The sequence below is a fragment of the Cereibacter sp. Soil_C_27 genome (assembly GCF_057657095.1).
This window is the reverse complement of the sequence record NZ_JBDGJD010000001.1, coordinates 449062-473690: the sequence shown is the minus strand read 5'-3', so window position 1 is coordinate 473690 and position 24629 is coordinate 449062. Positions and strand designations below refer to the sequence as shown.

The following is a 24629-nucleotide window of genomic DNA, read 5'->3' as shown; positions in this document are numbered from 1 at the left end:
AGGTGCCTGCCGCGCAGACGGACCCGCAGGGGAGGAAGGATGCCGCCAACCTGCAACCGGCAGGGCTTGTCGGTCAACCCCTGACAGCCGCGCCGCCCGTCCCCCGCAAGGGGACGGGCAAAATCCTTCTCAAGGATTTTGCCAAGAGTTTTCCTGAAAACTCTTGGCCCCGCCCGGCCTCAGGCGATCAGCTTCGCCGCCATCTCGACCAGACGCTTGGCCTGATGCGAGATCGAGGCCACGGCCTTCTCGTCGAACTCGGCGCCCTGGGTGTGGCTGTAGCCATAGGGGTTGCCGCCGGTGGCGTAGATCGCCGGATCGGTGTAGCCCGGCGCCACGATGATCGAGCCCCAGTGCAGGAAGGTGGTATAGAGGCTCAGGAGCGTCGCCTCCTGCCCGCCATGGGTGTTCTGCGCCGAAGTCATCGCCGAGGCCGCCTTGTTGGCGAGCTTGCCCTGGCTCCAGACGCCGCCCAGCGTGTCGATGAAGGCGCGCAGCTGGCTCGGGCCGTTGCCGAAGCGGGTCGGGGCCGAGAAGAGATAGGCATCGGCCCATTCCATGTCGGCCGGCGTCGCCGCGGGCAGGGCAGAGGCCTTCTCGACCTGCGCCTTCCAGGCGTCCTGGCCCTCCACCACCGACTGCGGCGCGGTCTCGGCGATGCGCAGCAGCTTCACCTCGGCCCCGGCGGCGCGGGCGGCCTCGGCGGCGATTTCCGCCATGCGGTGATTGGTGCCGTAGGTCGAGTAGAACAGGATCGCGAGCTTGACGGGCATGGAGACCTCCTTGGTTATTTGCAGACAGAACATAGCGTGCCGCGGCGTCTTGCCACCATTCGGCAGTTTCGCAAGCCATCTGTGCGTCCTTGCGCGCCGCGCCGCGGCATTGTTAACCGCTGCGGGCTCTGTCACTCTGACAAAAAACGCAGGACCCTCCGCATGACCCCCATCCTGACCCTGACGCTGAATCCGGCGATCGACCTTGCCGCGGATGTCGGCGAGGTGCTGCCGGGCCTCAAGCTGCGCTGCACCCAGCCGAAAGTCGATCCGGGCGGCGGCGGCATCAACGTCAGCCGCGCGATCCGCATCCTCGGCGGCGAGAGCACCGCCTTCGTGGCGCTCGGCGGCGCACTCGGGGCGCGGCTGGCCGATCTGCTCGGGGCCGAGAACATCCGCTTCACCGCCTTCGCCGGGCCCGGCGAGACGCGCGAGAGCCTGACCGTCACGGAAACGAGCACCGGCCACCAGTTCCGCTTCATGCTGCCGGGCGCGGTCTGGGAACCCGAGCGGGTCGCCGCGGCGCTGGACGAGATCGACCGCGCGGTGGCGCCGGGCAGCATGGTGGTGCTCAGCGGCTCGCTGCCGCCGGGGGTGCCCGACGACTTTCCGGTGGCGCTCTCGGCCCGGATCGGCGGGCGGGCGGCGCTGGTGGTCGACACGTCCGGCCCGCCGCTGGCGCTGTTGGCCGAGCAAGGGCTGCCGGGGCTCGACATCCTCAGGATGGATGACCACGAGGCCGAAGGGCTGGCGGGCCGCCTGCTGACCGGGCGGACCGAGACTGCCGATTTCGCCGCAGCCCTCGTGGCGCGCGGCGTGGCGCGGACGGTGATCGTGGCGCGCGGCGCCGATGGCTCGGTGATGGCCGATGCGCGCGGCCGCTGGTTCTCGAAATCCGCGCCGGTGGTGGTGAAGAGCAAGGTCGGCGCGGGCGACACCTTCGTCGGCGCCTTCGTGCTGGCGCTGGCGCAGGGCCATCCGCCCGAGGTGGCGCTGGCGCATGGCGTGGCCGGAGCGAGTGCGGCGGTAATGACCGCGGCCACCGACCTCTGCCGCCGCGAGGATGCCGAGCGGCTGCGGACCGACTGCATCGTGGAGCCGATCTGAGCCGCCGTTCGTGAAGCACGAATGACGGCCCTCTCCGCGCCGCCTCAGCCCTCGTCGCGCCAGCGGTTGACGATCGGATAGCGTCGGTCGAGCCAGAAGGCACGCGATGTCAGCCGTGTGCCGGGCGCCGACTGGAAGCGCTTGTATTCGCTGAGATACAGCAGCCGCTCCACCTTCTTCACCGTGTCGCGGTCCTGCCCCTCGGCCACCAGATCGGCCACCGAGGCCTCGCGGTCCACCAGCCCCTGCAGGATGGCGTCGAGCACCTCGTAGGGCGGCAGGCTGTCGTCGTCGCGCTGGTCGGGGCGCAGCTCGGCGCTCGGCGGCTTCTCGATCACCCGCGCCGGGATCACCTCGCCCGCCGGGCCCTTCATCCAGGGGCGATGGGTCGCGTTGCGCCAGCGGCAGGTCTCGAAGACGCGGGTCTTGTACATGTCCTTGATCGGATTGTAGCCGCCGTTCATGTCGCCGTAGATCGTGCAATAGCCGACCGCGACCTCGGACTTGTTGCCGGTTGTCAACAGCATCTCGCCGAACTTGTTCGACAGCGCCATCAGCAGAAGCCCCCGCAGCCGCGACTGCACGTTCTCCTCGGTCAGGTCCGCCTCGGTTCCGGCAAAGAGCCCGGCCAGCGCCTCGCCCACCGCGGCCTGCGGGCCGGAGATCGGCACCGTGTCCAGCCGGCAGCCGAGCGCGCGGGCGACCAGCGTCGCATCCTCCAGCGAATGTGCCGAGGTATAGGCTGAGGGCAGCATCACGCAGCGCACGTTCTCGGCCCCGATGGCATCGGAGGCGATGGCGGCGACGATGGCGGAATCGATGCCGCCCGAAAGACCCAGCAGCACCTTGCGGAAGCCCGACTTCGCCAGATAGTCGCGCAAGGACAGCACCATGGCGTGATAATCCGCCTCCCAGAGATCTGGCTGCGGGGCGAAGCTGCCCTTCTCGGCCCGCCAGCCCTCGTCGGTCAGCGCGAAATCGATATGCCGCAGTTCCTCGGTGAAGGCGGGAAGCTGGGCCATCAGATGCCCGCCCGGGTTCAGCACGAAGGAGGCGCCGTCGAACACCTGATCGTCCTGCCCGCCCACCATGTTGAGATAGACCAGCGGCAACCCGGTCTCGACCACCCGGGCGACCATCAGGTTGATCCGCACCTCGAGCTTCTCGCGGTGATAGGGTGAGCCGTTCGGCACCAGGAGGATCTCGGCCCCGGTCTCGGCCAGCGTCTCGCAGACATCGGGATGCCAGCTGTCCTCGCAGATCGGCGTGCCGATGCGAAGGGGTCCGACCCTGTAGGGGCCATGCACGTCGGAAGGGGTGAAGATGCGCTTCTCGTCGAAGACATCGGTATTGGGCAGGTGATGCTTCAGCACCGTCGCGGCAACCTTGCCGCCCTCCAGCACGTAATAGGCGTTGTAAAGCCGCCCGTCCTTCAGGCAGGGCCCGCCTATGCCGATGGCCGGCCCTTCGGCGCAGTCCCGCGCCAGCTGTTCCACCGCGGCCATCGCGGCGCGGGCGAAGGCGGGCTTCATCACCAGATCCTGCGTCTGGTAGCCGGTGATGAACATCTCGGTGAGCGCCAGCATCTGCGCCCCCGCCGCCCGTGCCTCCTGCCACGCCGCCTCTGCCATGCGGGCATTGCCCGAAAGATCGCCGACGGTGGGGTTCAATTGCGCCACTGTCAGGCGGAACCGTTCAGCCATGCCCTGCCCTCTGCTTGCTGCTCACGCGGTGTTGGCTTGTGTTCTAGCAGGTTGGCGGGCAAGGAAAAGCCGATAGCGGTGCGGACGCTTGTCAGTGCGGGATGCGGCGGCTAGGCTCTCCGGCGGCTGGCGGCACGGGCCGGATTTCACGGCAGGCCGCAAACGGGGCGGGGTGACATGCAGGGTAAAGACGGAACCATCAGGCAGGCCGTGCGGGCCGGGCTGTTCGGCGTGGCACTGGCCTGTGCAGGCCCGGCGCTGGCGCAGGACGACGGGGCGGTGACGACCAAGCAATATGACGATGGCTCGGTCTACGAGGGCACCTTCCGCAACGGGCTGCAGCACGGCACCGGCACCTACCGGCTGCCCAACGGCTATGAATATACCGGCGAATGGGCCGAGGGCGAGATCCGCGGCACCGGCACGGCGCGCTTTCCCAACGGCTCGGTCTACGAGGGCAGCTTCGTCGCCGGCAAGCCGGAGGGCAAGGGCAAGATCACCTTCTCCGACGGCGGCACCTACGAGGGCGACTGGACCGACGGGCAGATGACCGGCACCGGCACGGCGCGCTATGCCAATGGCGGCAGCTATACCGGCAGCTTCCTCAACGCGGTGCACAACGGCAAGGGCGTGATGGAGGGACCGGACGGCTACCGCTACGACGGCGACTGGGTCGGCGGCGTCAAGGAGGGCAAGGGCAGGATCACCTATCCCGACGGCGCGGTCTACGAGGGCGATCTGGTCAAGGGCCAGCGTCAGGGCATGGGCACGCTGACCATGCCGGACGGGCTGGTCTATGTCGGCGAATGGGCCAATGGCCAGATCAACGGCACCGGCAAGCTGACCCAGCCCAATGGCGACGTCTACGAGGGCCCGCTGAAGGATGGCCAGCGCGAGGGGCGCGGCAAGGTCACCCACAAGAACGGCGATGTCTACGAGGGCGACTTCGTCGACGACCGCCGGCAAGGCAAGGGCACCTTCCGCGGCGCCGATGGCTATGTCTACGAGGGCGACTGGGTCGAAGGCCGGATCGAGGGTCAGGGCAAGGTGACCTATCCAGACAAGTCGGTCTATGTCGGCGCCTTCAAGGCCGACCAGCCCGAGGGCAAGGGCAAGATCACCTATCCGGACGGCGCCACCTATGACGGCGACTGGAAGGCCGGGGTGATCGAGGGCAGCGGCCGGGCGACCTATGCCAACGGTCTGGTCTACGAGGGCCAGTTCAAGGCGGCGCAGAACAATGGCAAGGGGGTGATGACCTACCCCGACGGCTACAAATACGAGGGCGACTGGGTCGACGGCCAGCGCCACGGTCAGGGCATCGCCACCTATGCCGACGGCACGGTCTACCGCGGCAGCTTCGTCAAGGGCCAGCGCGAGGGCGAGGGCGAGATCGTGATGGCCGACGGCTTCCGCTACATCGGCGGCTGGAAGGCCGGCGAGATCGACGGTCAGGGCGTGGCCACCTATGCCAATGGCGATGTCTACGAGGGCAATTTCCGCGCCGGCAAACGGCAGGGTCAGGGCGTCATGCGCTATGCCACCGGCCAGGAGAGCGTGGGGGAGTGGAACGACGGCATGCTCGCGACGCCCGCCCCGGCGGCTGCGGAAGCGGAGGCCGGAGAGCCGGGAACCGAGGCGGCGCCGGCGAACTGACCGGGGCGAGCCTGGCTCGGGGGCATCGAGCCCCCTCGCCCGGCGGCTGCCGCGGAAGGTGTGAGGGGCAGTGCTGGGCGTTCCGGCGTGCCCCAGGCCGCGGCGGTGGAGCCTCCGGCGGGGATACTTGGGCAGGAAAGATCGGAAAGAGAAGGCGCGGAGGCTACCAGGGCACCGGCTTTCCCTGCCAGTCGAAGAAGCCGCCGCTGTCGGCGGGGGTGAGGCTGCCCAGCACATCGACCAGATGGGTGCCGGCTTCGGCGGGGCTGAGCTTGTCCCGGCCGGGGTAGTCGGCGCTGAAGCTCGTCGCGACGGTGCCGGGATGCAGGCAGACCACCACCGCCTGACGGTGGCTGCGGGCGATCTCGATCGCGGCGGTGTGGATCAGCTGGTTGAGCGCGGCCTTGGCGGCGCGATAGCCATACCAGCCGCCCAGAGCGTTGTCGCCGATCGAGCCGACCCGGGCCGAGAGCGCGGCAAACCGCGCGGGGCGGTCGCGCGGCATCAGCCGCAGCGCGTGCTTCAGCACCAGCGTGGGGCCGATGGCGTTGAGCTGGAATTGAGCGGCGAGCGCGGGCCCGTCGACCGCGCGCAGCGTCTTCTCCGGCCCCTGCCCGCCATGCAGCGCGCCGGTGGCGACCAAGATCCGGTCGAAAGGCGGCTCAAGCGCGCCGAGGTGATGCGCCACCGAGCCCTCGTCGGTCACATCGAACCCATCGGCGGAGCGCGAAAGGCCCACGGCCTCGCCCTCCTCCGCCAGCCGTGCCAGCAGGGCCGCGCCGATTCCGCCCGACGCGCCGATCACCAGTGACCGCATCATCCGCCTCTCCCCCTTGTCATTGCCGCTAAACAAGCGCGATCGGCGGCGGTGTCCAGTGCGGATGGGGGTGGAGGCGGCCCCCTGCGGGACCGCCCCCGTCAGGCCGGACAGGCGCGGCACCTTCCAGAGGCCGCGCCGGGCCGGTCAGTTCGCCTCGAAGTTCTGCAGCACCTTGTCGAACATCGGTGCGAAACGGGCCGTGGCACGCGGCGCATGCGGGACCGACAGCGCCTCGGTCAGGTTCACCGGCTCGCCGACCTGAATCAGCGCGACCATGCCCAAGCCGTAATAGGGCATGCTCTTGATCCCCCAGAGACCTTCCTGCGTCAGGGTGATCGTCACCGGGCGGTTCATCTCGCCGCGGAAGCCGCGCGCGCCGAGCGGCAGCATGCCCGGAATGATCTCGGCGTTGAAGCCCCTGTCGACCGGCAGGAAGGTGACGGTATCGCCGACCTCGGCACTGAGGAAGGCGGGCTCGAACACCTTGGCGCCCCCGGCGCCGATGTTGAGCATGGCGATTTCGTGATGCGCGGCCTCGGCGGCGGGGGCGGTGAGCAGGGCGGCGAGGCAGGCGGCCAGAAGCGGTTTCGCGGACATGGGAGGCTCCTTTCGGCGGACCGTGGGACATGCGGCTTGCCATGGTCTACGCCCATGGCCTTGCCGAAGGCTTGCGCTGCATCAAACCCGGCTGGCGCAAAGTGGCGCAGGCGATTTTGCCGTGTCAGCCCTGCAGGCGGCGAAGGGTGACGCATCGTCAGCCAACTGCCGTCGCGAGGCGTTTTGCCGCTTTTCTTTTCCGACAGGCTCCGTATGATCCGCGCCATGACACGGGACAGCATCATCGCAAACGCTTCGAGGGCCATCTGCCCTCCGGCCGCCCGTGCGCTTCTTCTCCTTAGCCGCCTCTGAGCGTGCCCTTGGGCGCGACCGCTCGGAGGTGACCAGCGCCCGCGGACGATGCTAAGGAAAAAGAAGGATATTCACATGACCGATACGACCAAAGCCACCCAGGACCGAGTGGTGATCTTCGACACGACGCTGCGCGACGGCGAACAGTCGCCCGGCGCCACCATGACCCATTCCGAGAAGCTGGAGATCGCGGGCCTCCTGGACGAGATGGGGGTCGACGTGATCGAGGCGGGCTTTCCCATCGCCTCGGAAGGCGATTTCGAGGCGGTCTCGGCCATCGCCAAGGCGGCGCAGAACGCGGTGATCTGCGGGCTGGCGCGGGCCAATTACAAGGACATCGACCGCTGTTGGGAGGCGGTGAAACATGCGCGCCAGCCGCGCATCCACACCTTCATCGGCACCTCGCCGCTGCACCGCGCCATTCCCAATCTGGACATGGACCAGATGGCCGAGCGCATCCACGACACCGTGACCCATGCCCGCAATCTCTGCGACAACGTGCAATGGTCGCCGATGGATGCGACGCGGACGGAACATGACTATCTGTGCCGGGTGGTCGAGATCGCGATCAAGGCGGGCGCCACCACGATCAACATTCCCGATACCGTCGGCTACACCGCCCCGCGCGAGAGTGCGGCGCTGATCCGCATGCTCCTGGAGCGGGTGCCGGGGGCGGACCGGATCATCTTCGCCACCCATTGCCACAACGATCTGGGCATGGCGACGGCGAACTCGCTGGCGGCGGTCGAGGCCGGGGCGCGGCAGATCGAATGCACGATCAACGGTCTGGGCGAACGCGCGGGCAACACCGCGCTGGAAGAGGTGGTGATGGCGCTGAAGGTCAGGAATGACATCATGCCCTACCGCACCGGCATCGACACCACCAAGATCATGAACATCAGCCGCAAGGTGGCCACGGTCTCCGGCTTCCCGGTGCAGTTCAACAAGGCGATCGTCGGCAAGAACGCCTTCGCGCATGAGAGCGGCATCCATCAGGACGGCATGCTGAAGAATGCCGAGACCTTCGAGATCATGCGCCCGACCGACATCGGTCTGGCCGATACCAGCCTCGTCATGGGCAAGCATTCGGGCCGGGCGGCGCTGCGCGCCAAGCTGCGCGATCTGGGCTATGAACTGGCCGACAACCAGCTGGCCGATGTCTTCGTGCGGTTCAAGGCCTTGGCCGACCGCAAGAAGGAGGTCTACGACGACGATCTGGTGGCGCTGATGCAGGACCAGACCACCAGCGCCGAGCATGACACGCTGCAGGTGAAGCGGCTGCGGGTGATCTGCGGCACCGAGGGCCCGCAGGAGGCCGAGCTGACGCTGAGCATCGACGGGGTGGACCACTCGATCGACGCCACCGGCGACGGGCCGGTGGATGCCTCGTTCAATGCGGTGAAGATGCTCTACCCGCATGCAGCCAAGCTGCACATCTATCAGGTCCATGCCGTGACCGAGGGCACCGACGCGCAGGCGACGGTCTCGGTCCGGCTGGAGGAGGATGGCAAGATCGCCACCGGCCAGGCTGCCGACACCGATACGGTGGTGGCCAGCGTGAAGGCCTATGTCAACGCGCTGAACCGGCTGATCCATCGCCGGCAGAAATCGGCGCCGGGGTCGGATGTGAAGAACGTCCACTACACGTCGCGGGCCTGACGCTTAGAGCAGTGGCAGCCGCCGGTTCAGCAGAACCAGAAGCGGCGCCAGCGCCGCCGACACCGCCAGCCCGATCAGGGTTCTGGCGGTGTCACCCATCTCGACGTAGTAGGTCAGGTGCAGCACCCAGACATGGATCAGGTAGATCCCGGTCGCAAACAGGCCGATGCTGCGATTGCGGCCCATCAGGGTGCGGGCCTTCACCGTCAGGAACAGCATCGGGCAGAGCAGCGCCAGCGAGAGGTAGATCTCGAACACCGAGTTCCGCCGGTTGAAGTGGTAGTTCAGCCCCCATTCCAGCGTCAGCGCGGCAAGGCCCAGAATCGTCAGCGGCAGATACCAGCGGCTCAACCGGGCGATCACCGGCTCGAACCGCGCGATCAGCACGCCGAAGGCGAGGAAGGGAAAGCCGAAGAACAGGAAGTTGCGGTAGCTGTCGACTGTGTTCATCCAGTCGTCCACCGCCGCATTGGGGATCAGGTGGAAGTTGCCGAGATACTGGATCGAAAGCCCTGCCGCGAAGGTCATCCCCGCGGCCAGCGCCAGCGGGCCGGAGCGGCGGCCGAAGCGCCAGCGCAGCAGCTGCACCAGAAAAGCGGCGGCGATCAGCGCGATCAGATACCACAGGTGGTAGAAGCCGATCACCGCGTCCTTGGCGATATCCTCCAGCGGGCGCACGTCGGGGCGCAGCCAGCGCGGGCCGTAGATCAGCATCCACAGCCCGTAGAGCACCAGCATCCGCCGGAACCAGGGCCACACGCCTCGGTCGAGCAGGCGCTCCAGATAGTAGCCGTTGATGAGGAAGAAGGTCGGCACCGCGATGCGGAACAGGCCGTTGGTGAAGTAGCTCGCGGCGGTGGTGTTCACGTCGCGCAGGAAACCGCCGTGCAGGCCGATGACCATTGCTGCCATGACGACCTTCAGCACGTCGAGCGACAGGTTGCGCGTGCTGGCCTGAGGGCCGGGCGCTTGGCCGGGCGGAGAAGAACGGGTCACGGGGCTTTCCTTCAGGCCAGAACGCGGGCGAGCATAGTCAAAGCCGGGAGTGCCGTAAACTTGGCCCGAAGCCCTCGGCGGAGGCTCGCGGAGGCGGCGAGCAGAAAGATTTTTTCCGGGGTTCCCGAAAGATCCGGGAAATATCGGCCTTGCGATTTGAGAACCTTTCCGGCCCCCTCTCGACCTCGAGCGTGCCACGCCTTTCCCATATCGAACCTTTTTGCCCTTCCTCCCCCGTCGCGTGGGGCTGGCGGAGGGCCGCCCGGCCCCCCTCGCGGGCGGATTGGCGCGCAGCGCGGGGTCCAAGGGCCTTTTCCTTCTCCGGACCCCTTCCTATAAGGACGCGGCCTGCCTTACACCAGAGTCGCGGGCGTCCATCGGTTTACAGGACAGGATCCCCCCAGGATGTCGATACTCTCGAGCCTCTTTTCTTCGGACATGGCCATCGACCTCGGCACTGCCAACACGCTCGTCTACGTCCGCGGCAAGGGGATCGTTCTGAACGAACCTTCGGTGGTCGCCTATCACGTGAAGGACGGCAAGAAGCAGGTGCTCGCGGTCGGTGAGGATGCCAAGCTGATGCTGGGCCGCACCCCCGGCAGCATCGAGGCGATCCGCCCGATGCGGGACGGCGTCATCGCCGATTTCGACACGGCGGAAGAGATGATCAAGCATTTCATCCGCAAGGTGCACAAGCGCACGACCTTCTCGAAGCCCAAGATCATCGTCTGCGTGCCGCATGGCGCGACGCCGGTGGAAAAGCGGGCGATCCGCCAGTCGGTGCTTTCCGCCGGTGCTCGCCGCGCCGGGCTGATCGCCGAGCCGATCGCCGCAGCCATCGGCGCGGGCATGCCGATCACCGACCCCACCGGCAACATGGTGGTCGATGTCGGCGGCGGCACGACCGAGGTCGCGGTGCTGTCGCTGGGTGACATCGTCTATGCCCGCTCGGTACGCGTCGGCGGCGACCGGATGGACGAGGCGATCATCAACTACCTGCGCCGTCACCAGAACCTGCTGATCGGCGAATCCACCGCCGAGCGGATCAAGACCTCGATCGGCACGGCACGGATGCCCGACGACGGGCGCGGCTCGTCGATGATGATCCGCGGTCGCGACCTGTTGAACGGCGTGCCGAAGGAAACCGAGATCAACCAGGCCCAGGTGGCCGAGGCGCTGGCCGAACCCGTGCAGCAGATCTGCGACGCGGTGATGCAGGCGCTGGAGGCGACCCCGCCGGATCTCGCCGCTGACATCGTCGACCGCGGCGTGATGCTTACGGGGGGTGGCGCGCTTCTGGGCGATCTGGATCTCGCGCTGCGCGAGCAGACGGGCCTGTCGATTTCGGTGGCCAACGAGTCACTGAATTGTGTTGCCCTCGGCACCGGGAAAGCGCTGGAGTATGAAAAGCAGCTCCGGCATGTGATCGACTACGACAGCTGAGCGCGATCTGACCCGCGCCTGACACGAGGCCGCCGTGGCAAGAGACCGGAACGGACCGGAAGAATTCACCCGCCCGCTGCGCCGCATCCTTGTCGGCGGGCTGGTCCTGCTGTTGCTTGCCGTCTTCCTGCTCTGGCGCATCGACAGCCCGCGGGTGGAGCGGTTCCGCGCCGCGCTGATCGACCGTCTGGTACCGAGCTTCGACTGGGCGATGACCCCGGTGACCAAGGTCGCCGGGATGATCGACGACTTCCAGTCCTACACCCGGATCTACGAGCAGAATCAGGAGCTGCGGCGCGAGCTGCAGCAGATGAAGGCCTGGAAGGAAGCGGCGCTCCAGCTCGAGCAGAAGAACGCCCGGCTGCTCGACCTCAATCAGGTGCGGCTCGACCCCAAGCTGACCCATGTGACCGGCGTGGTGATCGCCGATTCCGGTTCGCCCTTCCGCCAGTCGGTTCTGCTGAACGTCGGTGCGCGCGACGGCATCCGGGACGGCTGGGCGACGATGGACGGGATCGGCCTCGTCGGGCGGATCTCGGGCGTGGGGCGCAACACGGCGCGGGTGATCCTGCTCACCGATAGCAACAGCCGGATCCCGGTGATCGTGCAGCCCTCGGGGCAGCGGGCGCTCCTGTCGGGCGACAACTCCCCTGCCCCGCCGCTGGAATTCCTCGACAAGCCCGATCTCGTGCGCCCCGGCGACCGGGTGGTGACCTCGGGCGATGGCGGGGTGTTCCCGGCCGATCTGTTGGTGGGACAGGTGGCGCAGGGGCCGGACCGGCGGATGCGGGTGCGGCTGGCGGCCGACTATGGCCGGCTGGAGTTCCTGCGCGTCTTGCGCAGCCACGAGCTGCAGCCGATCACAGATCCCGGGGGGCTGGTGGCCACGCCCGTCCCGCCGCTGCCCGCAGCCCCCGAGACCGCGGAGGCCACCGATGGCTGACCGGGTGCGCGGATTGGCCTGGGCCTATCCCACCGCCTTCGTCGGCATCGCGGTCATGCTGCTGATCGCGCGGCTGATGCCCCTGGGCGGAGAGGCGGGCAGCTGGCCCGGGCCCGACATCCTGCTTTGCCTCGTGATGGCCTGGGTCACCCGGCGGCCCGACTACCTGCCCGCCCTGCTGGTGGCGCTGGTGGTCTTGGCCGAAGACCTGATCCTGATGCGCCCGCCGGGGCTCTGGGCGGCGCTGGTGCTGATCGGCTCGGAATTTCTGCGCTCGCGCGGCGCGCTGACCCGCGAGCTCAGCTTTCCGGGCGAGTGGCTTCTGGTCTCCGGCGTGATGGTGGGGATGATGCTGGCCTACCGGCTGGTCTTCCTCATCGCCTTCCTGCCGCAGCCCGGCTTCGGCTTCGCGATGATCCAGACAGTCGCCTCGATCGTCTGCTATCCTTTCGTCGTCGGGCTGTCCTGGCTGCTTCTGAACCTGCACAAGCCCGCGATGGGGGAACTCGACGCCTACGGGAGACGGATGTGAGACGCTCAGCCCGCGATACCGAAGACAGCTCCAAGCGCATCAACCGCCGCGCCCTGCTTCTGGGCGGCGGCTTCGGGGCCATGTTCGCCGTGCTCGGCGCGCGGATGCGCTACATGCAGGTCGATCAGGCCGACCAGTTCCGCCTGCTGGCCGAGGAGAACCGGATCAACATCCGCCTCATCCCGCCGAACCGGGGCCAGATCTTCGACCGCAACGGCAAGCTGATCGCCGGGAACGAGCAGAACTACCGCGTCGTCATCACCCGCGAGGATGCGGGCGACGTGGAAGAGGTGCTGCACCGCCTTTCCGGGGTGATTCCGCTCGCGCCCGAGGTGATGCAGGCGACGCTGGCCGAGACCAAGCGGCGCAGCCCCTTCATCCCGATCATCGTCGCCGACCGGATGGACTGGGACGATCTGTCGAAGGTGGCCATCAACGCTCCCTCCTTGCCCGGCGTCACGCCCGAGGTCGGTCTGTCGCGCACCTATCCGCTGGACACCGATTTCGCCCATGTCGTCGGCTACGTCGGCCCTGTGTCGGAATCCGATCTCGCCAAGCTGCAGAACCCCGATCCGCTGCTGCAGATCCCGGAGTTCCAGATCGGCAAGATCGGCGTCGAGACCTGGATGGAAGACACGCTGCGCGGCAAGGCGGGCACCAAGCGGATCGAGGTCAACGCCTATGGCCGCATGATGCGCGAGCTCGACCGCATCGAGGGCGAGGCGGGCGAAGATATCCGCCTGACGATCGACGCCGACGTGCAGAACTTCGCGCAGGCCCGGCTCGGCGGCGAGAGCGCCGCCGCGGTGGCGATCGACGTGACCAATGGCGACATCCTCGCCATCTGCTCCTCGCCCTCCTTCGATCCGAACCTCTTCGTGCGCGGCATCTCGTTCAAGGACTACTCGATCCTGACCGAGAACGACCACCGTCCGCTGGCCAACAAGGCGGTGCAGGGCGCTTATCCGCCCGGCTCCACCTTCAAGATGGTCACTGCCCTCGCCGCGCTCGAGGCAGGCGTCATCAGCTCCGAGAGCACCGTCTATTGCCCGGGCCATTACGAGATGGGCGGGCGGCGCTTCCACTGCTGGAAACGCGGTGGGCATGGCTATGTGAACCTGCAGAAGTCGCTCTCGGAAAGCTGCGACGTCTACTACTACGACGTCGCCCAGCGGGTCGGCATCGACAAGATGGCCGAGATGGGCAAGCGGCTCGGGCTGGGCCAGCGCCACGATCTGCCGATGTCGGCGATCACCGAGGGGGTGATGCCGAACAAGGCCTGGAAGCAGGAGCGCTACCAGCAGGACTGGCGGATCGGCGACACGATCAACGCCTCGATCGGTCAGGGCTATGTGCTGGCCTCGCCGATGCAGCTTGCCGTGATGACGGCGCGGATCGCCAGCGGCCGGGCGATCTCGCCCCGGCTGGTGCACAGCATCGGCGATGTCGAAGTGCCGGTGCCCGAGGCGCCGCTTCTGGGCATCGACGGCTCCAAGCTGCGCGCGGTGCGCGACGGCATGAACGCGGTGATGAACTCGCAGCACGGCACTGGCCGTTCGGCGCGCATCGCCGAGGAGTCGATGGTCTTCGCCGGCAAGTCCGGCACCAGCCAGGTGCGCAACATCAGCGCGGCGGAACGGGCGCGCGGCGTCATCTCCAACGACGACCTGCCCTGGGAGCGGCGCGACCATGCGCTCTTCGTCGGCTTCGGCCCCTATGTCGATCCCAAGGTCGCGGTGTCCGTGGTGGTGGAACACGGCGGCGGCGGCTCGTCGGTCGCGGGTCCCATCGTGCGCGACATCCTGCTGCGCTGCCTCACCGGCGGCATGCCACCGCTCAGCGCCTACCCTTCCGCCCAGCGGGGCCGGATGGAGACGCTGCTGAACGGGCTGAAGCTGCGCCACACCGAACCCGAAGTCACGGCCAAGTCGCGGGCATGAGCGCATGAGCTTCCTCGAATACCGCGTCAAGACCGCCCCCACCGGCATGGCGAAGGTGCTGCACCTGAACTGGGCGCTGGTCCTTCTGGTCACGGCCACCGCCTCGGTCGGCTGGCTCATGCTCTACTCGGTTGCGGGCGGCAACATCGACACCTGGGCCGAGCCGCAGATGAAGCGTTTCGCCGTCGGTCTCGTGATGATGCTGGGCATCGCCTTCGTGCCGATCTGGTTCTGGCGCAACATGTCGGGCGTGGCCTATCTGGTCTCGCTGGTGCTGCTGGTGATCGTCGAATTCTTCGGCACCGTCGGCATGGGGGCGCAGCGCTGGATCAGCATCGGCCCGATGGTGCTGCAACCCTCCGAGCTCGCCAAGGTGACGCTGGTGATGATGCTGGCCACCTATTACGACTGGCTCGACGTCAAGAAGGTCTCGCGCCCGCTCTGGGTGCTGATCCCGGTCATCATGATCCTCGTCCCGACCTTCCTCGTCGTGATCCAGCCCAACCTCGGCACCTCGCTCCTGATGCTGATGGTCGGCGCCTCGGTGATGTTCATGGCCGGGGTCAGCCTGTGGTATTTCCTCTTCGTCGGCGCGCTCGGCGTCGGTGCAGTGGCCTCGGTCTTCACCACGCGCGGGACACCCTGGCAATTCCTGCACGACTACCAGTATCGCCGGATCGACACCTTCCTCGACCCGACCGCCGATCCCCTGGGTGCGGGCTACAACATCATCCAGGCCAAGATCGCGCTCGGCTCGGGCGGCTGGACCGGCAAGGGCTTCATGCAGGGCACCCAGAGCCGGCTGAACTTCCTGCCCGAAAAACACACCGACTTCATCTTCACCACGCTGGCCGAGGAGTTCGGCTTCATCGGGGCCTTCTCGCTGCTGGCGCTCTACGCGCTGGTCATCGCCTTCTGCATCGCCTCCGCGCTGCAGAACAAGGACCGCTTCTCCTCGCTGCTGATCCTCGGCATCGCCGCCAATTTCTTCTTCTATCTCGCGGTGAACCTCTCCATGGTGATGGGCATGGCGCCGGTGGTCGGCGTCCCGCTGCCGCTGGTGAGCTACGGTGGCTCGGCGATGCTGGTGCTGATGGTCGCCTTCGGGCTGGTCCAGAGCGCCCATGTCCACAGGTTGCGATGATCCGGATCTATTTTGCCGCCGGCGCCAGAAACTGGCCCGACTACCGTGACACCCTGCCCGCCGCCCTGCGCGAGGCGGGGATCGAGGCCGAGATTTTCACCGAGGCGCCCGACCCGGCGGCGGTGGACTACATCGTCTTCGCTCCGGGGGGAGACATCGAGGATTTCTCGCCCTTCACCCGTACGAAAGCCGTGCTGAACCTCTGGGCCGGCGTGGAGCGGATCGTCGGCAACCCGACGCTGACCCAGCCGCTCTGCCGCATGGTCGATCCCTCGCTGACCGAAGGCATGGTGGAATGGGTGGTCGGCCACACGCTGCGCCATCATCTCGGGATGGACCGGCACATCCTGAAACGCGACGCGGGCTGGACCCAGATCGTCCCGCCCTTGGCGCGCGAGCGCCCCGTCGCGATGCTGGGTATGGGCGAACTCGGCACCGCCTGCGCCCGCGCGCTTGCGGCGCTGAACTTCCCCGTGACCGGCTGGAGCCGCTCGCCCAAGACGGTCGAGGGCATTCCTTGCGCGCATGGCGAGGCGGGGCTGGAGGCCCTGCTGCGCCACGCGCAGATCGTGGTGACGCTGCTACCGAAGACGCCCGAGACCGAGAACCTGCTCGACGCCCGCCGCCTCGCCTGGCTGCCGCCGGGGGCGGTGATCCTCAACCCCGGGCGCGGCGCGCTGATCGACGACGCGGCGCTGCTGGCCGCGCTCGACGGCCCGCTCGGCCATGCCACGCTCGACGTCTTCCGGGTGGAGCCGCTGCCCGCCGACCATCCCTTCCGCCGCCACCCCAAGGTGACGGTGACCCCGCATATCGCCGCCGACACCCGCCCGGCCAGCGCGGCGCGGGTGGTCGTGGAGAACATCCGCCGCGGCGAGGCCGGGCTGCCGTTCCTGCACCGCGTGGACACACGCCGGGGCTACTAGCCCCGGTTTCACCGCTTCCGCGTCGGTAACGGAACAGACGTGACCCCGCCCGCCCCGCAGTCTTTCGCCAAAGGCGAGGGATCGGATGCGATACGGAACGGGAGTGGTGCTGGTCGTGCTGGCGGCCTGTCTGTGGTCCTTCATGGGCCTCGCCATCCGCCAGATCGGCGAGGCCGGGACATGGGCGATCCTGTTCTGGCGATCGGTCGGCATGGTGCCGGTGCTCTTCGCCTTCATCGCTTGGCGCTCGCGCGGCCACCCCATCGCCCGGCTGCGCCGCGTCGGCCTTGCGGGCTGCGTCGGCGGCATCGGCCTCGTCCTCGCCTTCGCGGGGGCGATCTACGCCATTCAGGCCACCACCATCGCCAACGCGGTCTTCCTCTTCGCCGCCTCGCCCTTCCTCGCCGCCCTGCTCGGCAGCCTCCTGCTGCGCGAATATGTCCGCTCCGCCACATGGGTCGCCATCGCCGTCGCCGGGGTCGGCATGTTCGTCATGGTGCGCGAGGGGCTGGCGATGGGCGAAATGGCGGGCAATGTCGCGGCGCTGCTCTCGGCGCTCGGCTTCGCCGCCTTCACCCTCACCCTGCGCTGGGGCAAGCTCGAGGACATGATGCCCGCCGTGGTGCTGGGCGGCGGCTTCTCGATGATCGCGGCGGCGCTGGTGCTGGGGCTGCAGGGCGCCTCGCTGATGGTGCCGCTGCGCGACATCCTGATCTCGATGCTGATGGGCGCGGGGCTGCTCGGCACCGGCATGGTGCTCTACACCCTGGGCAGCCGGGTGATCCCCGCCGCCGAACTCACGCTGCTGTCGATGGTCGAGGTGATGCTCGCCCCGGTCTGGGTGTTCCTGATGCTGGGCGAGACCGCCAGCAGCGGCACCTTCCTCGGCGGCGGCATCCTGATGGCGGCGGTGGCGGGCAACGCGCTGTCGGGAATGCGGCGCAAGCCCTATGCGCCACCGATCACCTAGCGATGCCTGCGGAAGAAGCGCGAACGGTCGTAGAGCTCTTCCAGCCGCTTCATCCGCGCCTCGGTCTGGCCCCAGCTCAGGTCCTGAACCGCCGCCAGCAGCGTCTCGACCAGCACGAGGATCGACACGGTGGAATCCCAGGCCGAGGGCGCCTCGATATGGCAACTCAGCGTGTGGCGCGCATGGCTCGCGGCGGGCGAGACCCAGCGGTCGGTGATCAGCACCACCTCCGCCCCCTGCTCCACCGCCATCTCGACGACCTGCAGCACCGTGTTCTCGTACCGGCGAATATCGAACACCAGCAGCACATCGCCCGCCTTCATGTCCAGCAGAGCCGGGGGCCAGGTATTGGACATATCGGACATCAGCGTCACATCGGGCCGAACCACCTTCATCAGGGTCACGAAATAGTCGGCCATCGCATGGGTGATCCGCCCGCCCAGCGCGAAGACCCGGCGCGCGGGGTCGGCCAGGAGCCGCGCGGTGGCGTCGAACTCGGCATGGTCGATCTGGTGCAGCGTCGCCTGCAGGTTCGCCACCACCGCATCGGCAAAGCGGTTGAGGATATGCGTATCCGGCACGCCCCCCGCCCAGCGCTCGTGCTTGGCCAGCGGCGAGACTAGCATCGCCTCCACCTCGCCCCGCAGCGAGTTTTGGAAATCGGGGTAGCCCTTGAACCCCAGCTTCTGCACCAGCCGCACCACCGTGGGCGTGGAGACCTCCGCCGCCTTGGCCAGCGCGGTGATCGAGCCCAGCGCCGCGACCGGATAATGCCGCAGCACATGGGTCGCCAGCTGCCGCTCGGCCCGCGTCATCTCCGGCAGCGCCGCCCGCATCTGGTCCTCGATCGGGTTGGGGGTCATGGCCGCTCCTGCTCTGCCCTTGCGGCAGGCATGCCGCATCGGAATGATTCAGTAAACTTTGTAACAGCGGCGCGACGCAAGAAATATTCTTGACAGAATGCCGCGCGGCGGTGGAGCCTTGCCGCCGACGAAGAAGACTCGGGGAGGCGCCATGACGGCACCGACAGAGGCGGCCGCGACCTATCCGGCGCTGGTGGAGAACGAGACGGCGCGGAGCCGGTTCGTCTTCGTCTGCGACCATGCTTCCAACGCCTTCCCCGCGCCCTGGGGCGATCTGGGGCTGAGCGCCGAGCAGCGGCAGGCGCATATCGCCTGGGATCCGGGCGCGCTGGGGCTGGCGCGCGGTCTGACGCAGCGGCTCGACGGCCTCCTCATCCATGCTCCTGTCTCGCGGCTGATCTACGATTGCAACCGCGCGCCCGACATGGCGGGGGCGATGCCCGTCCGTTCCGAGGTGCATGACATTCCCGGCAATGCCGCCCTCACCCCCGCCGAACGAGCGGCACGGACGGCGGCGGTCTATGCCCCGTTCCACGCCACGCTGCACGCCCGGATCACCCAGCGCATCGCTCTGGGTCTGGCGCCGGTGATCGTCACCGTCCATTCCTTCACCCCCATCTACCACGGCCAGCGCCGCACGCTCGACTTCGGTGTGATCCACGACGCCGACGACCGCCTCGCCCGCGCCATCACCGCCGAGGCTCAGGCACGGACCAACCTGCAGACGGCACTGAACCAGCCCTATTCCGCTGCCGACGACGTGACCCACACGCTCCGCCTGCAGGCCACGCCCTACGGCCTGCCCAATGCCATGCTGGAGCTGCGCAACGACCTGATCGCCAGCCCTACCGCCGAGGCGGCCATGGCCGATACGCTCGCCCCGGTGCTGGCGGCGGCGCTGGCCGCGATCACCGCCCTTCCCGACACGGAACAGAAAGAGGCCCGCCATGCCCGGTAACATGACCTTCGACGCCCTGAAGAAAGCCGTGAAAGCCGGCGAGATCGACACGGTTCTGGTGGCCGGGGTCGACATGCAGGGCCGTCTGATGGGCAAGCGGTTCCATGCCCAGTTCTTCGTCGACAGCGGCCACGCCGAGACCCATTGCTGCGACTACCTGCTGGCCGTGGACATGGAGATGACCACCGTTCCCGGCTACAAGAGCTCCAGCTGGGAAAGGGGCTATGGCGACTATGTCATGCGCCCCGACATGGCGACGCTGCGCCCGCTCCCTTGGCTGCCCGGCACGGCGCTGGTGCTCTGCGACCTGCTCGACCACCACCACCACGAGGTGCCGCAATCGCCCCGCGCCATCCTCAAGCGCCAGATCGCCCGGGCCGAGGCGATGGGCTTCCGCGCGATGATGGCGACCGAGCTCGAGTTCTACCTGTTCGAGACCAGCTACAACGCGCTGCGCGACAGCCAGCAGGCGCATGGCCAGATCCGCGATCTCAAGGCGATCAGCGCCTATAACGAGGATTACCACATCTTCCAGACCACGAAGGAGGAAGAGGTGATGCGCGCCCTGCGCAACGGGCTCTACGCTGCGGGCATTCCGGTGGAATGCTCCAAGGGCGAGGCCGATGCGGGGCAGGAGGAGATCAACGTCAAGTATTCCGACGCGCTGGACACGGCCGACAACCACGCTATCACCAAGACCGCGGTGAAGGACATCGCCGCGTCGAAGGGGCGTTCGGTCACCTTCATGGCGAAATACGACCACCGCCGCGCCGGCTCGTCCTCGCATGTCCACCAGTCGCTCTGGACGCTCGACGGTGAGCCCGCCTTCCGGGACGCCTCCGACCCGCATGGCATGTCGGCGACCATGAAGCACTTCCTCGCAGGCCAGCTTGCCCATGCCGGGGCGATCACCGCCCTGCTCGCCCCCTATATCAACAGCTACAAGCGCTTCTGCATCGGCATGTTCGCCCCGACCAAGGCGGTCTGGAGCCGCGACAACCGCACCGCGGGCTTCCGCGTCTGCGGCGAGGGCACCTCGGCCATCCGCGTCGAATGCCGGATCGGTGGCGCCGACCTCAACCCCTATCTCGCCATGGCGGGGCTGCTGGCGGCGGGGCTTGACGGGATCGAGCAGAAGATGGAACTGGAGCCCGAGATGAGGGGCGACATGTATTCGGCAGCCGGCGTCCGCGAGATCCCCAAGACCCTGCGCGAGGCGGCGGCCATGCTGCACGGCTCGGCCATGCTGCGCGCGGCGATGGGCGACGATGTCATCGACCACTACCACCACGCCGCCCTCTGGGAGATCCAGGAGCAGGACCGCGTGGTGACCGATTTCGAACTCAGCCGCCTGTTCGAGCGGGCGTGACCGCCGGTCGCGCGCAGAACGGCGAATGCTCAACGAAGGACCAAAGATGAAGCCCATCCAACTGATCTCTCCCGTCGACGGTTCGGTCTATGCCGAACGCCAGCCGCTGAGCCATGACGAGGCGCAGGCCACCGTCGCCCGCGCCCGCAGCGCGCAGAAGGACTGGGCCGCGCGCCCGCTGGCCGAGCGCATCGCGCTGGTGAAGGCCGGGGTCGAGAAGCTCAACGGCATGAAGGACAAGCTGGTCGAGGAGCTGGCCTGGCAGATGGGCCGCCCGACCCGCTACGGCGGCGAGTTCGGCGGCGTCGGCGACCGGACCAACTACATGTCCGAGATCGCGGAACAGGCGCTGGCCCCGATCGTGGCCGAAGCCTCCGACCGCTTCGAGCGCCGCATCGTCAAGGAGCCGGTCGGCGTCGTCTTCATCGTCGCGCCGTGGAACTACCCCTATCTCACCACGATCAACACCCTCGCCCCGGCGCTGATCGCCGGCAACGCGGTGATCCTGAAACACGCGAGCCAGACCCTTCTGGTCGGCGAGCGTCTGGCCGAGGCCTTCCACGCCGGCGGCGTGCCCGCCGATGTGTTCCAGAACGTTGTCCTCGACCACGCCACCACCGAAAGCCTGATCGCCGGCCGCGCCTTCAACTTCGTCAACTTCACCGGCTCGGTCGGTGGCGGCGCCGCGATGGAGAAGGCCGCCGCGGGCACCTTCACCGGGCTGGGGCTGGAGCTGGGCGGCAAGGATCCGGGCTATGTCCGCGCCGATGCCGATCTCGACGCAGCGGTGGACAGCCTGATGGACGGGGCGATGTACAATGCCGGGCAATGCTGCTGCGGCATCGAGCGCATCTATGTCCATGAAAGCCTCTATGACGCCTTCGTCGAGAAGTCGGTGGCCTGGGTGAAGGGCCTGACGCTCGGCAACCCCTTCGACGCCGCCACCACCCTTGGCCCGATGGCCAACAAGCGCTTCGCCGCCGTGGTCCGCGCGCAGGTGGCCGAGGCCATCGCCGCCGGCGCCACCCCGCTGATCGACCCGGCGCTGTTCCCCGCCGATGACGGCGGCGCTTACCTTGCGCCGCAGATCCTCGTCGACGTCACCCACGACATGCGGGTGATGAAGGAGGAGAGCTTCGGCCCGGTTGTCGGAATCATGAAAGTCTCGGGCGATGACGAGGCGATTTCCTTGATGAACGACAGCCCCTACGGCCTGACCTGTTCGATCTGGACAAGTGACGCCGAAGCCGCCGCCGAGATCGGCGCGCGGATCGAGACCGGCACCGTCTTCATGAACCGCTGCGACTACCTCGATCCGGCGCTGTGCTGGACCGGCTGCAAGGACACCGGGCGCGGCGCCGCGCTGTCGGTGCTGGGCTACAACGCGGTCACGCGACCGAAATCCTACCATCTCAAGAAGGTGACGAAATGACGATCCGGGCGAACTGGTCCTACCCCACCGCCATCAAGTTCGGCGCCGGCCGCATCGCGGAACTGGCAGAGCAGTGCAAGGCCGTGGGCCTCGAGCGACCGCTGCTGGTCACCGACAAGGCGCTGGCCGCGCTGCCGATCACCCAAGCCGCGCTCGACCAGCTCGATGCGGCGGGGCTTGGCCGGGCGGTGTTTTCCGAGGTCGATCCGAACCCGAACGAGACGAACATGGCCGATGGCATCGCGGCCTACAAGGCGGGCGGGCATGACGGGGTGATCTGTTTCGGCGGCGGCTCGGCGCTCGATCTGGGCAAGATGATCGCGCTGATGCATGACCAGACCGTGTCGGTCTGGGATCTGGAAGATATCGGCGACTGGTGGACCCGCGCCGATGGATCGAAGATCGCCCCGATCATCGCCGTGCCGACCACCGCGGGCACCGGCTCCGAAGTCGGGCGCGCTGGCGTGCTGACCAACAGCCAGACCCACAAGAAGAAGATCATCTTCCACCCCAAGCTGCTGCCCGCCGTCACGATCTGCGACCCGGAGCTGACCGTCGGCATGCCGAAGTTCATCACCGCCGGCACCGGCATGGATGCGCTGGCGCATTGCCTCGAAGCCTACTCTTCGCCCTTCTACCACCCGATGAGCCAGGGCATCGCGCTGGAGGGCATGCGGCTGGTGTTCGAGAACCTGCCCAAGGTCTATGCCGACCCGAACGACCTCGAAGCCCGCGCCCATATGATGAGCGCGGCGGCGATGGGGGCGGTGGCCTTCCAGAAAGGCCTCGGCGCCATCCATTCGCTGAGCCACCCGGTCGGCGCGGTCTACGGCACGCATCACGGCACCACCAATGCCGTGGTCATGCCGATGGTGCTCGATTTCAACCGCGCCGCCATCGAGGACCGGATCGAGAAGGCCGCGGCCTATCTGGGCATCGCCGGCGGCTTCGACGGCTTCCGCGCCCGGATCATGGAGCTGCGCGCGACGCTCGGCATCCCGGAGACCCTGACGGCGATGGGGGTGGAGGCCGCGCGGCTCGACGAGCTGACGGAGATGGCGCTGGAGGACCCCTCCTGCGGCGGCAACCCGGTGGAGATGACGCGCGAGAACACCCGCGCGCTGTTCGAAGCCTGCCTCTGACGGCAAAGGATGGTCCGCCCCCGGCGGGCCATCTTGCCGAACCGGCGCGGAGCGGCGACAAGGGGCCATGATCCAGCATCTCGCTTCAGACACCGTCATCATCGGCGCAGGCGTCGTCGGCCTGACCATCGCGCTGCGCGTGGCCAGCCGCGGCCGCTCGGTCATCCTGATCGACCCGGAGGAACCCGGCGCGGGCGCCTCCTACGGCAACGCCGGGACCATCGCAGACTATGCCGTGCTGCCGGTCGGCACGCCCTCGGTGCTGAAGTCGCTGCCCTCGCTGCTCTTCGACCGCAACTCGCCGCTCGCCCTGCGCCACGCCGCGCTGCCAACGCTGGCGCCGTGGCTCTTGCGCTTCACCCGCCAGTCGCTGCCCGGCGCCGCGAAACTCAACGCAGAGAACCTCGCGGCGCTGCTTGCCACCGCGAATGCCGACTGGAAGGCGCTGGCCGCCGAGGTCGGCGGCGAGGCCATCATGGCGCATCGCGGCTGTCTCTATGCCTATGAGACGAAATCCGCCTTCCGCGCCGCCTCCGCCGACATGGAGTTCCGCCGCAGCCTCGGCGTCACCGCCGAGCTGGTCTCGCCCGAGGAGCTGGCGCGGATGGAACCCGGCCTGCCCCCCGTGGCGGGTGGCGGGGCGTTCTTCCCGAAGGCGGTGTTTCTGGAAGACCCGGGCCGGATGGTCGGGCTGATCGCCGCCGCGGCCCGCAAGGCCGGGGTCCGCATCGTCAAGGCCCGGGCCGAGAAGCTGGAGCGTCGGGTGGACGGGGTGATCGTCACCGGCCCCGGGCTGCAGGCGCATGGCCGCCGCGTCGTCATCGCCGCGGGCGCCCATTCCCGCGCGCTGGCGGCACAGGCAGGCGACCGTATCCCGCTCGACACCGAGCGCGGCTATCACGCCGAATGGGACATGCCCGCCCCCCGCCTCACCCGCCCGGTCTGCCCGACGACCCGCGGCTTCTACCTCTGCCCGATGACCGGGCGCCTGCGCGTGGCGGGCACGGTGGAGCTGGGCGGGCTCACCGCGCCGCCCTCGCCGCATCGCATCGCCCGGCTGGTGGCGGGTGCCCGCGCGCTCTTCCCCGACCTGCCGGAGCCGACGCGGACCTGGATGGGCTTCCGCCCCTCGATGCCCGATAGCCTGCCGGTCCTCGGCCCGTCCCGCGCCGGGCCGGAGATCCTGCATGCCTATGGCCACGGCCATATCGGCCTGACGCTGGCGCCGATCACCGCCCGGATCATCGCCGATCTGATCGGCGGCAAGACGCCGGAACTTCCGCTGACGCCCTATCTGCCGACGCGGTTCTAGCAGGGGGCTCCGCCCCCCGCGCTGCGCGCGCG

21 protein-coding genes are annotated in these 24629 nt (G+C 68.1%); 15 read left to right on the top strand and 6 right to left on the bottom strand.

Translation table 11 applies throughout. The features are described from left to right. Window positions 1-179: 179 nt before the first annotated feature. On the bottom strand, window positions 180-773 hold the full coding sequence (wrbA, locus tag AC3A5Z_RS02325) for an NAD(P)H:quinone oxidoreductase (protein WP_487517793.1): 594 nt from the start codon (window positions 771-773) through the stop codon (window positions 180-182). A gap of 162 nt (window positions 774-935) precedes the next feature. Here wrbA and AC3A5Z_RS02320 point away from each other — a divergent pair, with 162 nt between their 5' ends. Next, a complete protein-coding gene (locus tag AC3A5Z_RS02320; RefSeq protein WP_487517792.1) occupies window positions 936-1880 on the top strand; it encodes a 1-phosphofructokinase family hexose kinase in 945 nt (314 codons plus the stop codon). Window positions 1881-1924: 44 nt separating this feature from the next. Here AC3A5Z_RS02320 and AC3A5Z_RS02315 read toward each other — a convergent pair whose 3' ends face one another. Next, window positions 1925-3583 carry an NAD+ synthase gene (locus AC3A5Z_RS02315; RefSeq protein ID WP_487517791.1) on the bottom strand — a complete coding sequence of 553 codons (1659 nt, stop codon included), beginning with the start codon at window positions 3581-3583 and terminating at the stop codon, window positions 1925-1927. A 177-nt stretch (window positions 3584-3760) separates the two neighbouring features. Here AC3A5Z_RS02315 and AC3A5Z_RS02310 point away from each other — a divergent pair, with 177 nt between their 5' ends. Continuing rightward, window positions 3761-5239, top strand: a complete 1479-nt coding sequence (locus AC3A5Z_RS02310; RefSeq protein ID WP_487517790.1) for an MORN repeat-containing protein — start codon at window positions 3761-3763, stop codon at window positions 5237-5239. 163 nt (window positions 5240-5402) lie between these two features. Here AC3A5Z_RS02310 and AC3A5Z_RS02305 read toward each other — a convergent pair whose 3' ends face one another. Both AC3A5Z_RS02305 and AC3A5Z_RS02300 read right to left on the bottom strand, forming a co-directional pair. Next, complete coding sequence (locus tag AC3A5Z_RS02305; RefSeq protein ID WP_487518612.1) at window positions 5403-6056, bottom strand: SDR family NAD(P)-dependent oxidoreductase; 654 nt, start codon at window positions 6054-6056, stop codon at window positions 5403-5405. A 147-nt stretch (window positions 6057-6203) separates the two neighbouring features. Beyond that, window positions 6204-6656 (bottom strand): pseudoazurin, encoded by a 453-nt coding sequence (locus AC3A5Z_RS02300; RefSeq protein WP_487517789.1) that lies wholly within the window; start codon window positions 6654-6656, stop codon window positions 6204-6206. A 387-nt stretch (window positions 6657-7043) separates the two neighbouring features. Here AC3A5Z_RS02300 and AC3A5Z_RS02295 point away from each other — a divergent pair, with 387 nt between their 5' ends. Next, window positions 7044-8627, top strand: a complete 1584-nt coding sequence (locus tag AC3A5Z_RS02295) for a 2-isopropylmalate synthase (RefSeq protein WP_444668150.1) — start codon at window positions 7044-7046, stop codon at window positions 8625-8627. A gap of 3 nt (window positions 8628-8630) precedes the next feature. Here AC3A5Z_RS02295 and AC3A5Z_RS02290 read toward each other — a convergent pair whose 3' ends face one another. After that, window positions 8631-9623 carry an acyltransferase family protein gene (locus tag AC3A5Z_RS02290; RefSeq protein WP_487517788.1) on the bottom strand — a complete coding sequence of 331 codons (993 nt, stop codon included), beginning with the start codon at window positions 9621-9623 and terminating at the stop codon, window positions 8631-8633. Window positions 9624-10028: 405 nt separating this feature from the next. On the opposite strand from AC3A5Z_RS02290, the gene AC3A5Z_RS02285 reads away from it, so the two are divergent. The 7 genes from AC3A5Z_RS02285 (at window position 10029) to AC3A5Z_RS02255 (ending at window position 17521) form a co-directional block, all read left to right on the top strand. Then, complete coding sequence (locus AC3A5Z_RS02285) at window positions 10029-11066, top strand: rod shape-determining protein (RefSeq protein ID WP_487517787.1); 1038 nt, start codon at window positions 10029-10031, stop codon at window positions 11064-11066. A gap of 34 nt (window positions 11067-11100) precedes the next feature. Continuing rightward, the gene (gene mreC, locus AC3A5Z_RS02280) at window positions 11101-12009 is read left to right on the top strand and encodes a rod shape-determining protein MreC (RefSeq protein ID WP_487517786.1); all 909 of its coding nucleotides are present in this window, start codon (window positions 11101-11103) and stop codon (window positions 12007-12009) included. Next, window positions 12002-12541, top strand: coding sequence for a rod shape-determining protein MreD (locus AC3A5Z_RS02275; protein ID WP_487517785.1), 540 nt, complete (start codon window positions 12002-12004; stop codon window positions 12539-12541). Before mreC ends, AC3A5Z_RS02275 begins: the two co-directional genes overlap by 8 nt. After that, on the top strand, window positions 12538-14481 hold the full coding sequence (gene mrdA / locus AC3A5Z_RS02270) for a penicillin-binding protein 2 (RefSeq protein ID WP_487517784.1): 1944 nt from the start codon (window positions 12538-12540) through the stop codon (window positions 14479-14481). Before AC3A5Z_RS02275 ends, mrdA begins: the two co-directional genes overlap by 4 nt. 4 nt (window positions 14482-14485) lie before the next feature. Beyond that, a complete protein-coding gene (gene rodA / locus AC3A5Z_RS02265) occupies window positions 14486-15625 on the top strand; it encodes a rod shape-determining protein RodA (protein ID WP_487517783.1) in 1140 nt (379 codons plus the stop codon). Beyond that, window positions 15622-16551 (top strand): 2-hydroxyacid dehydrogenase, encoded by a 930-nt coding sequence (locus AC3A5Z_RS02260; protein WP_487517782.1) that lies wholly within the window; start codon window positions 15622-15624, stop codon window positions 16549-16551. Before rodA ends, AC3A5Z_RS02260 begins: the two co-directional genes overlap by 4 nt. A gap of 85 nt (window positions 16552-16636) precedes the next feature. After that, complete coding sequence (locus AC3A5Z_RS02255) at window positions 16637-17521, top strand: DMT family transporter (protein ID WP_487517781.1); 885 nt, start codon at window positions 16637-16639, stop codon at window positions 17519-17521. On the opposite strand, the gene AC3A5Z_RS02250 is transcribed toward AC3A5Z_RS02255, so the two are convergent. After that, window positions 17518-18384 (bottom strand): MurR/RpiR family transcriptional regulator, encoded by an 867-nt coding sequence (locus AC3A5Z_RS02250; RefSeq protein ID WP_444668144.1) that lies wholly within the window; start codon window positions 18382-18384, stop codon window positions 17518-17520. The genes AC3A5Z_RS02255 and AC3A5Z_RS02250 overlap by 4 nt on opposite strands. A 151-nt stretch (window positions 18385-18535) precedes the next feature. Between AC3A5Z_RS02250 and AC3A5Z_RS02245 the strand changes: the two genes are divergently transcribed. The 5 genes from AC3A5Z_RS02245 to AC3A5Z_RS02225 all read left to right on the top strand — a co-directional run bounded on the left by AC3A5Z_RS02245 (window position 18536) and on the right by AC3A5Z_RS02225 (window position 24597). Next, complete coding sequence (locus tag AC3A5Z_RS02245) at window positions 18536-19342, top strand: N-formylglutamate amidohydrolase (protein WP_487517780.1); 807 nt, start codon at window positions 18536-18538, stop codon at window positions 19340-19342. After that, the gene (locus AC3A5Z_RS02240) at window positions 19332-20711 is read left to right on the top strand and encodes a glutamine synthetase family protein (RefSeq protein WP_487517779.1); all 1380 of its coding nucleotides are present in this window, start codon (window positions 19332-19334) and stop codon (window positions 20709-20711) included. The genes AC3A5Z_RS02245 and AC3A5Z_RS02240 overlap by 11 nt, the downstream gene beginning before the upstream one ends. Window positions 20712-20757: 46 nt before the next feature. Then, window positions 20758-22143, top strand: a complete 1386-nt coding sequence (locus tag AC3A5Z_RS02235) for an aldehyde dehydrogenase family protein (protein ID WP_487517778.1) — start codon at window positions 20758-20760, stop codon at window positions 22141-22143. Beyond that, window positions 22140-23285 (top strand): iron-containing alcohol dehydrogenase, encoded by a 1146-nt coding sequence (locus AC3A5Z_RS02230; protein ID WP_487517777.1) that lies wholly within the window; start codon window positions 22140-22142, stop codon window positions 23283-23285. The genes AC3A5Z_RS02235 and AC3A5Z_RS02230 overlap by 4 nt, the downstream gene beginning before the upstream one ends. A gap of 67 nt (window positions 23286-23352) precedes the next feature. Further along, window positions 23353-24597 carry an NAD(P)/FAD-dependent oxidoreductase gene (locus AC3A5Z_RS02225; RefSeq protein ID WP_487517776.1) on the top strand — a complete coding sequence of 415 codons (1245 nt, stop codon included), beginning with the start codon at window positions 23353-23355 and terminating at the stop codon, window positions 24595-24597. Window positions 24598-24629: the final 32 nt, after the last annotated feature.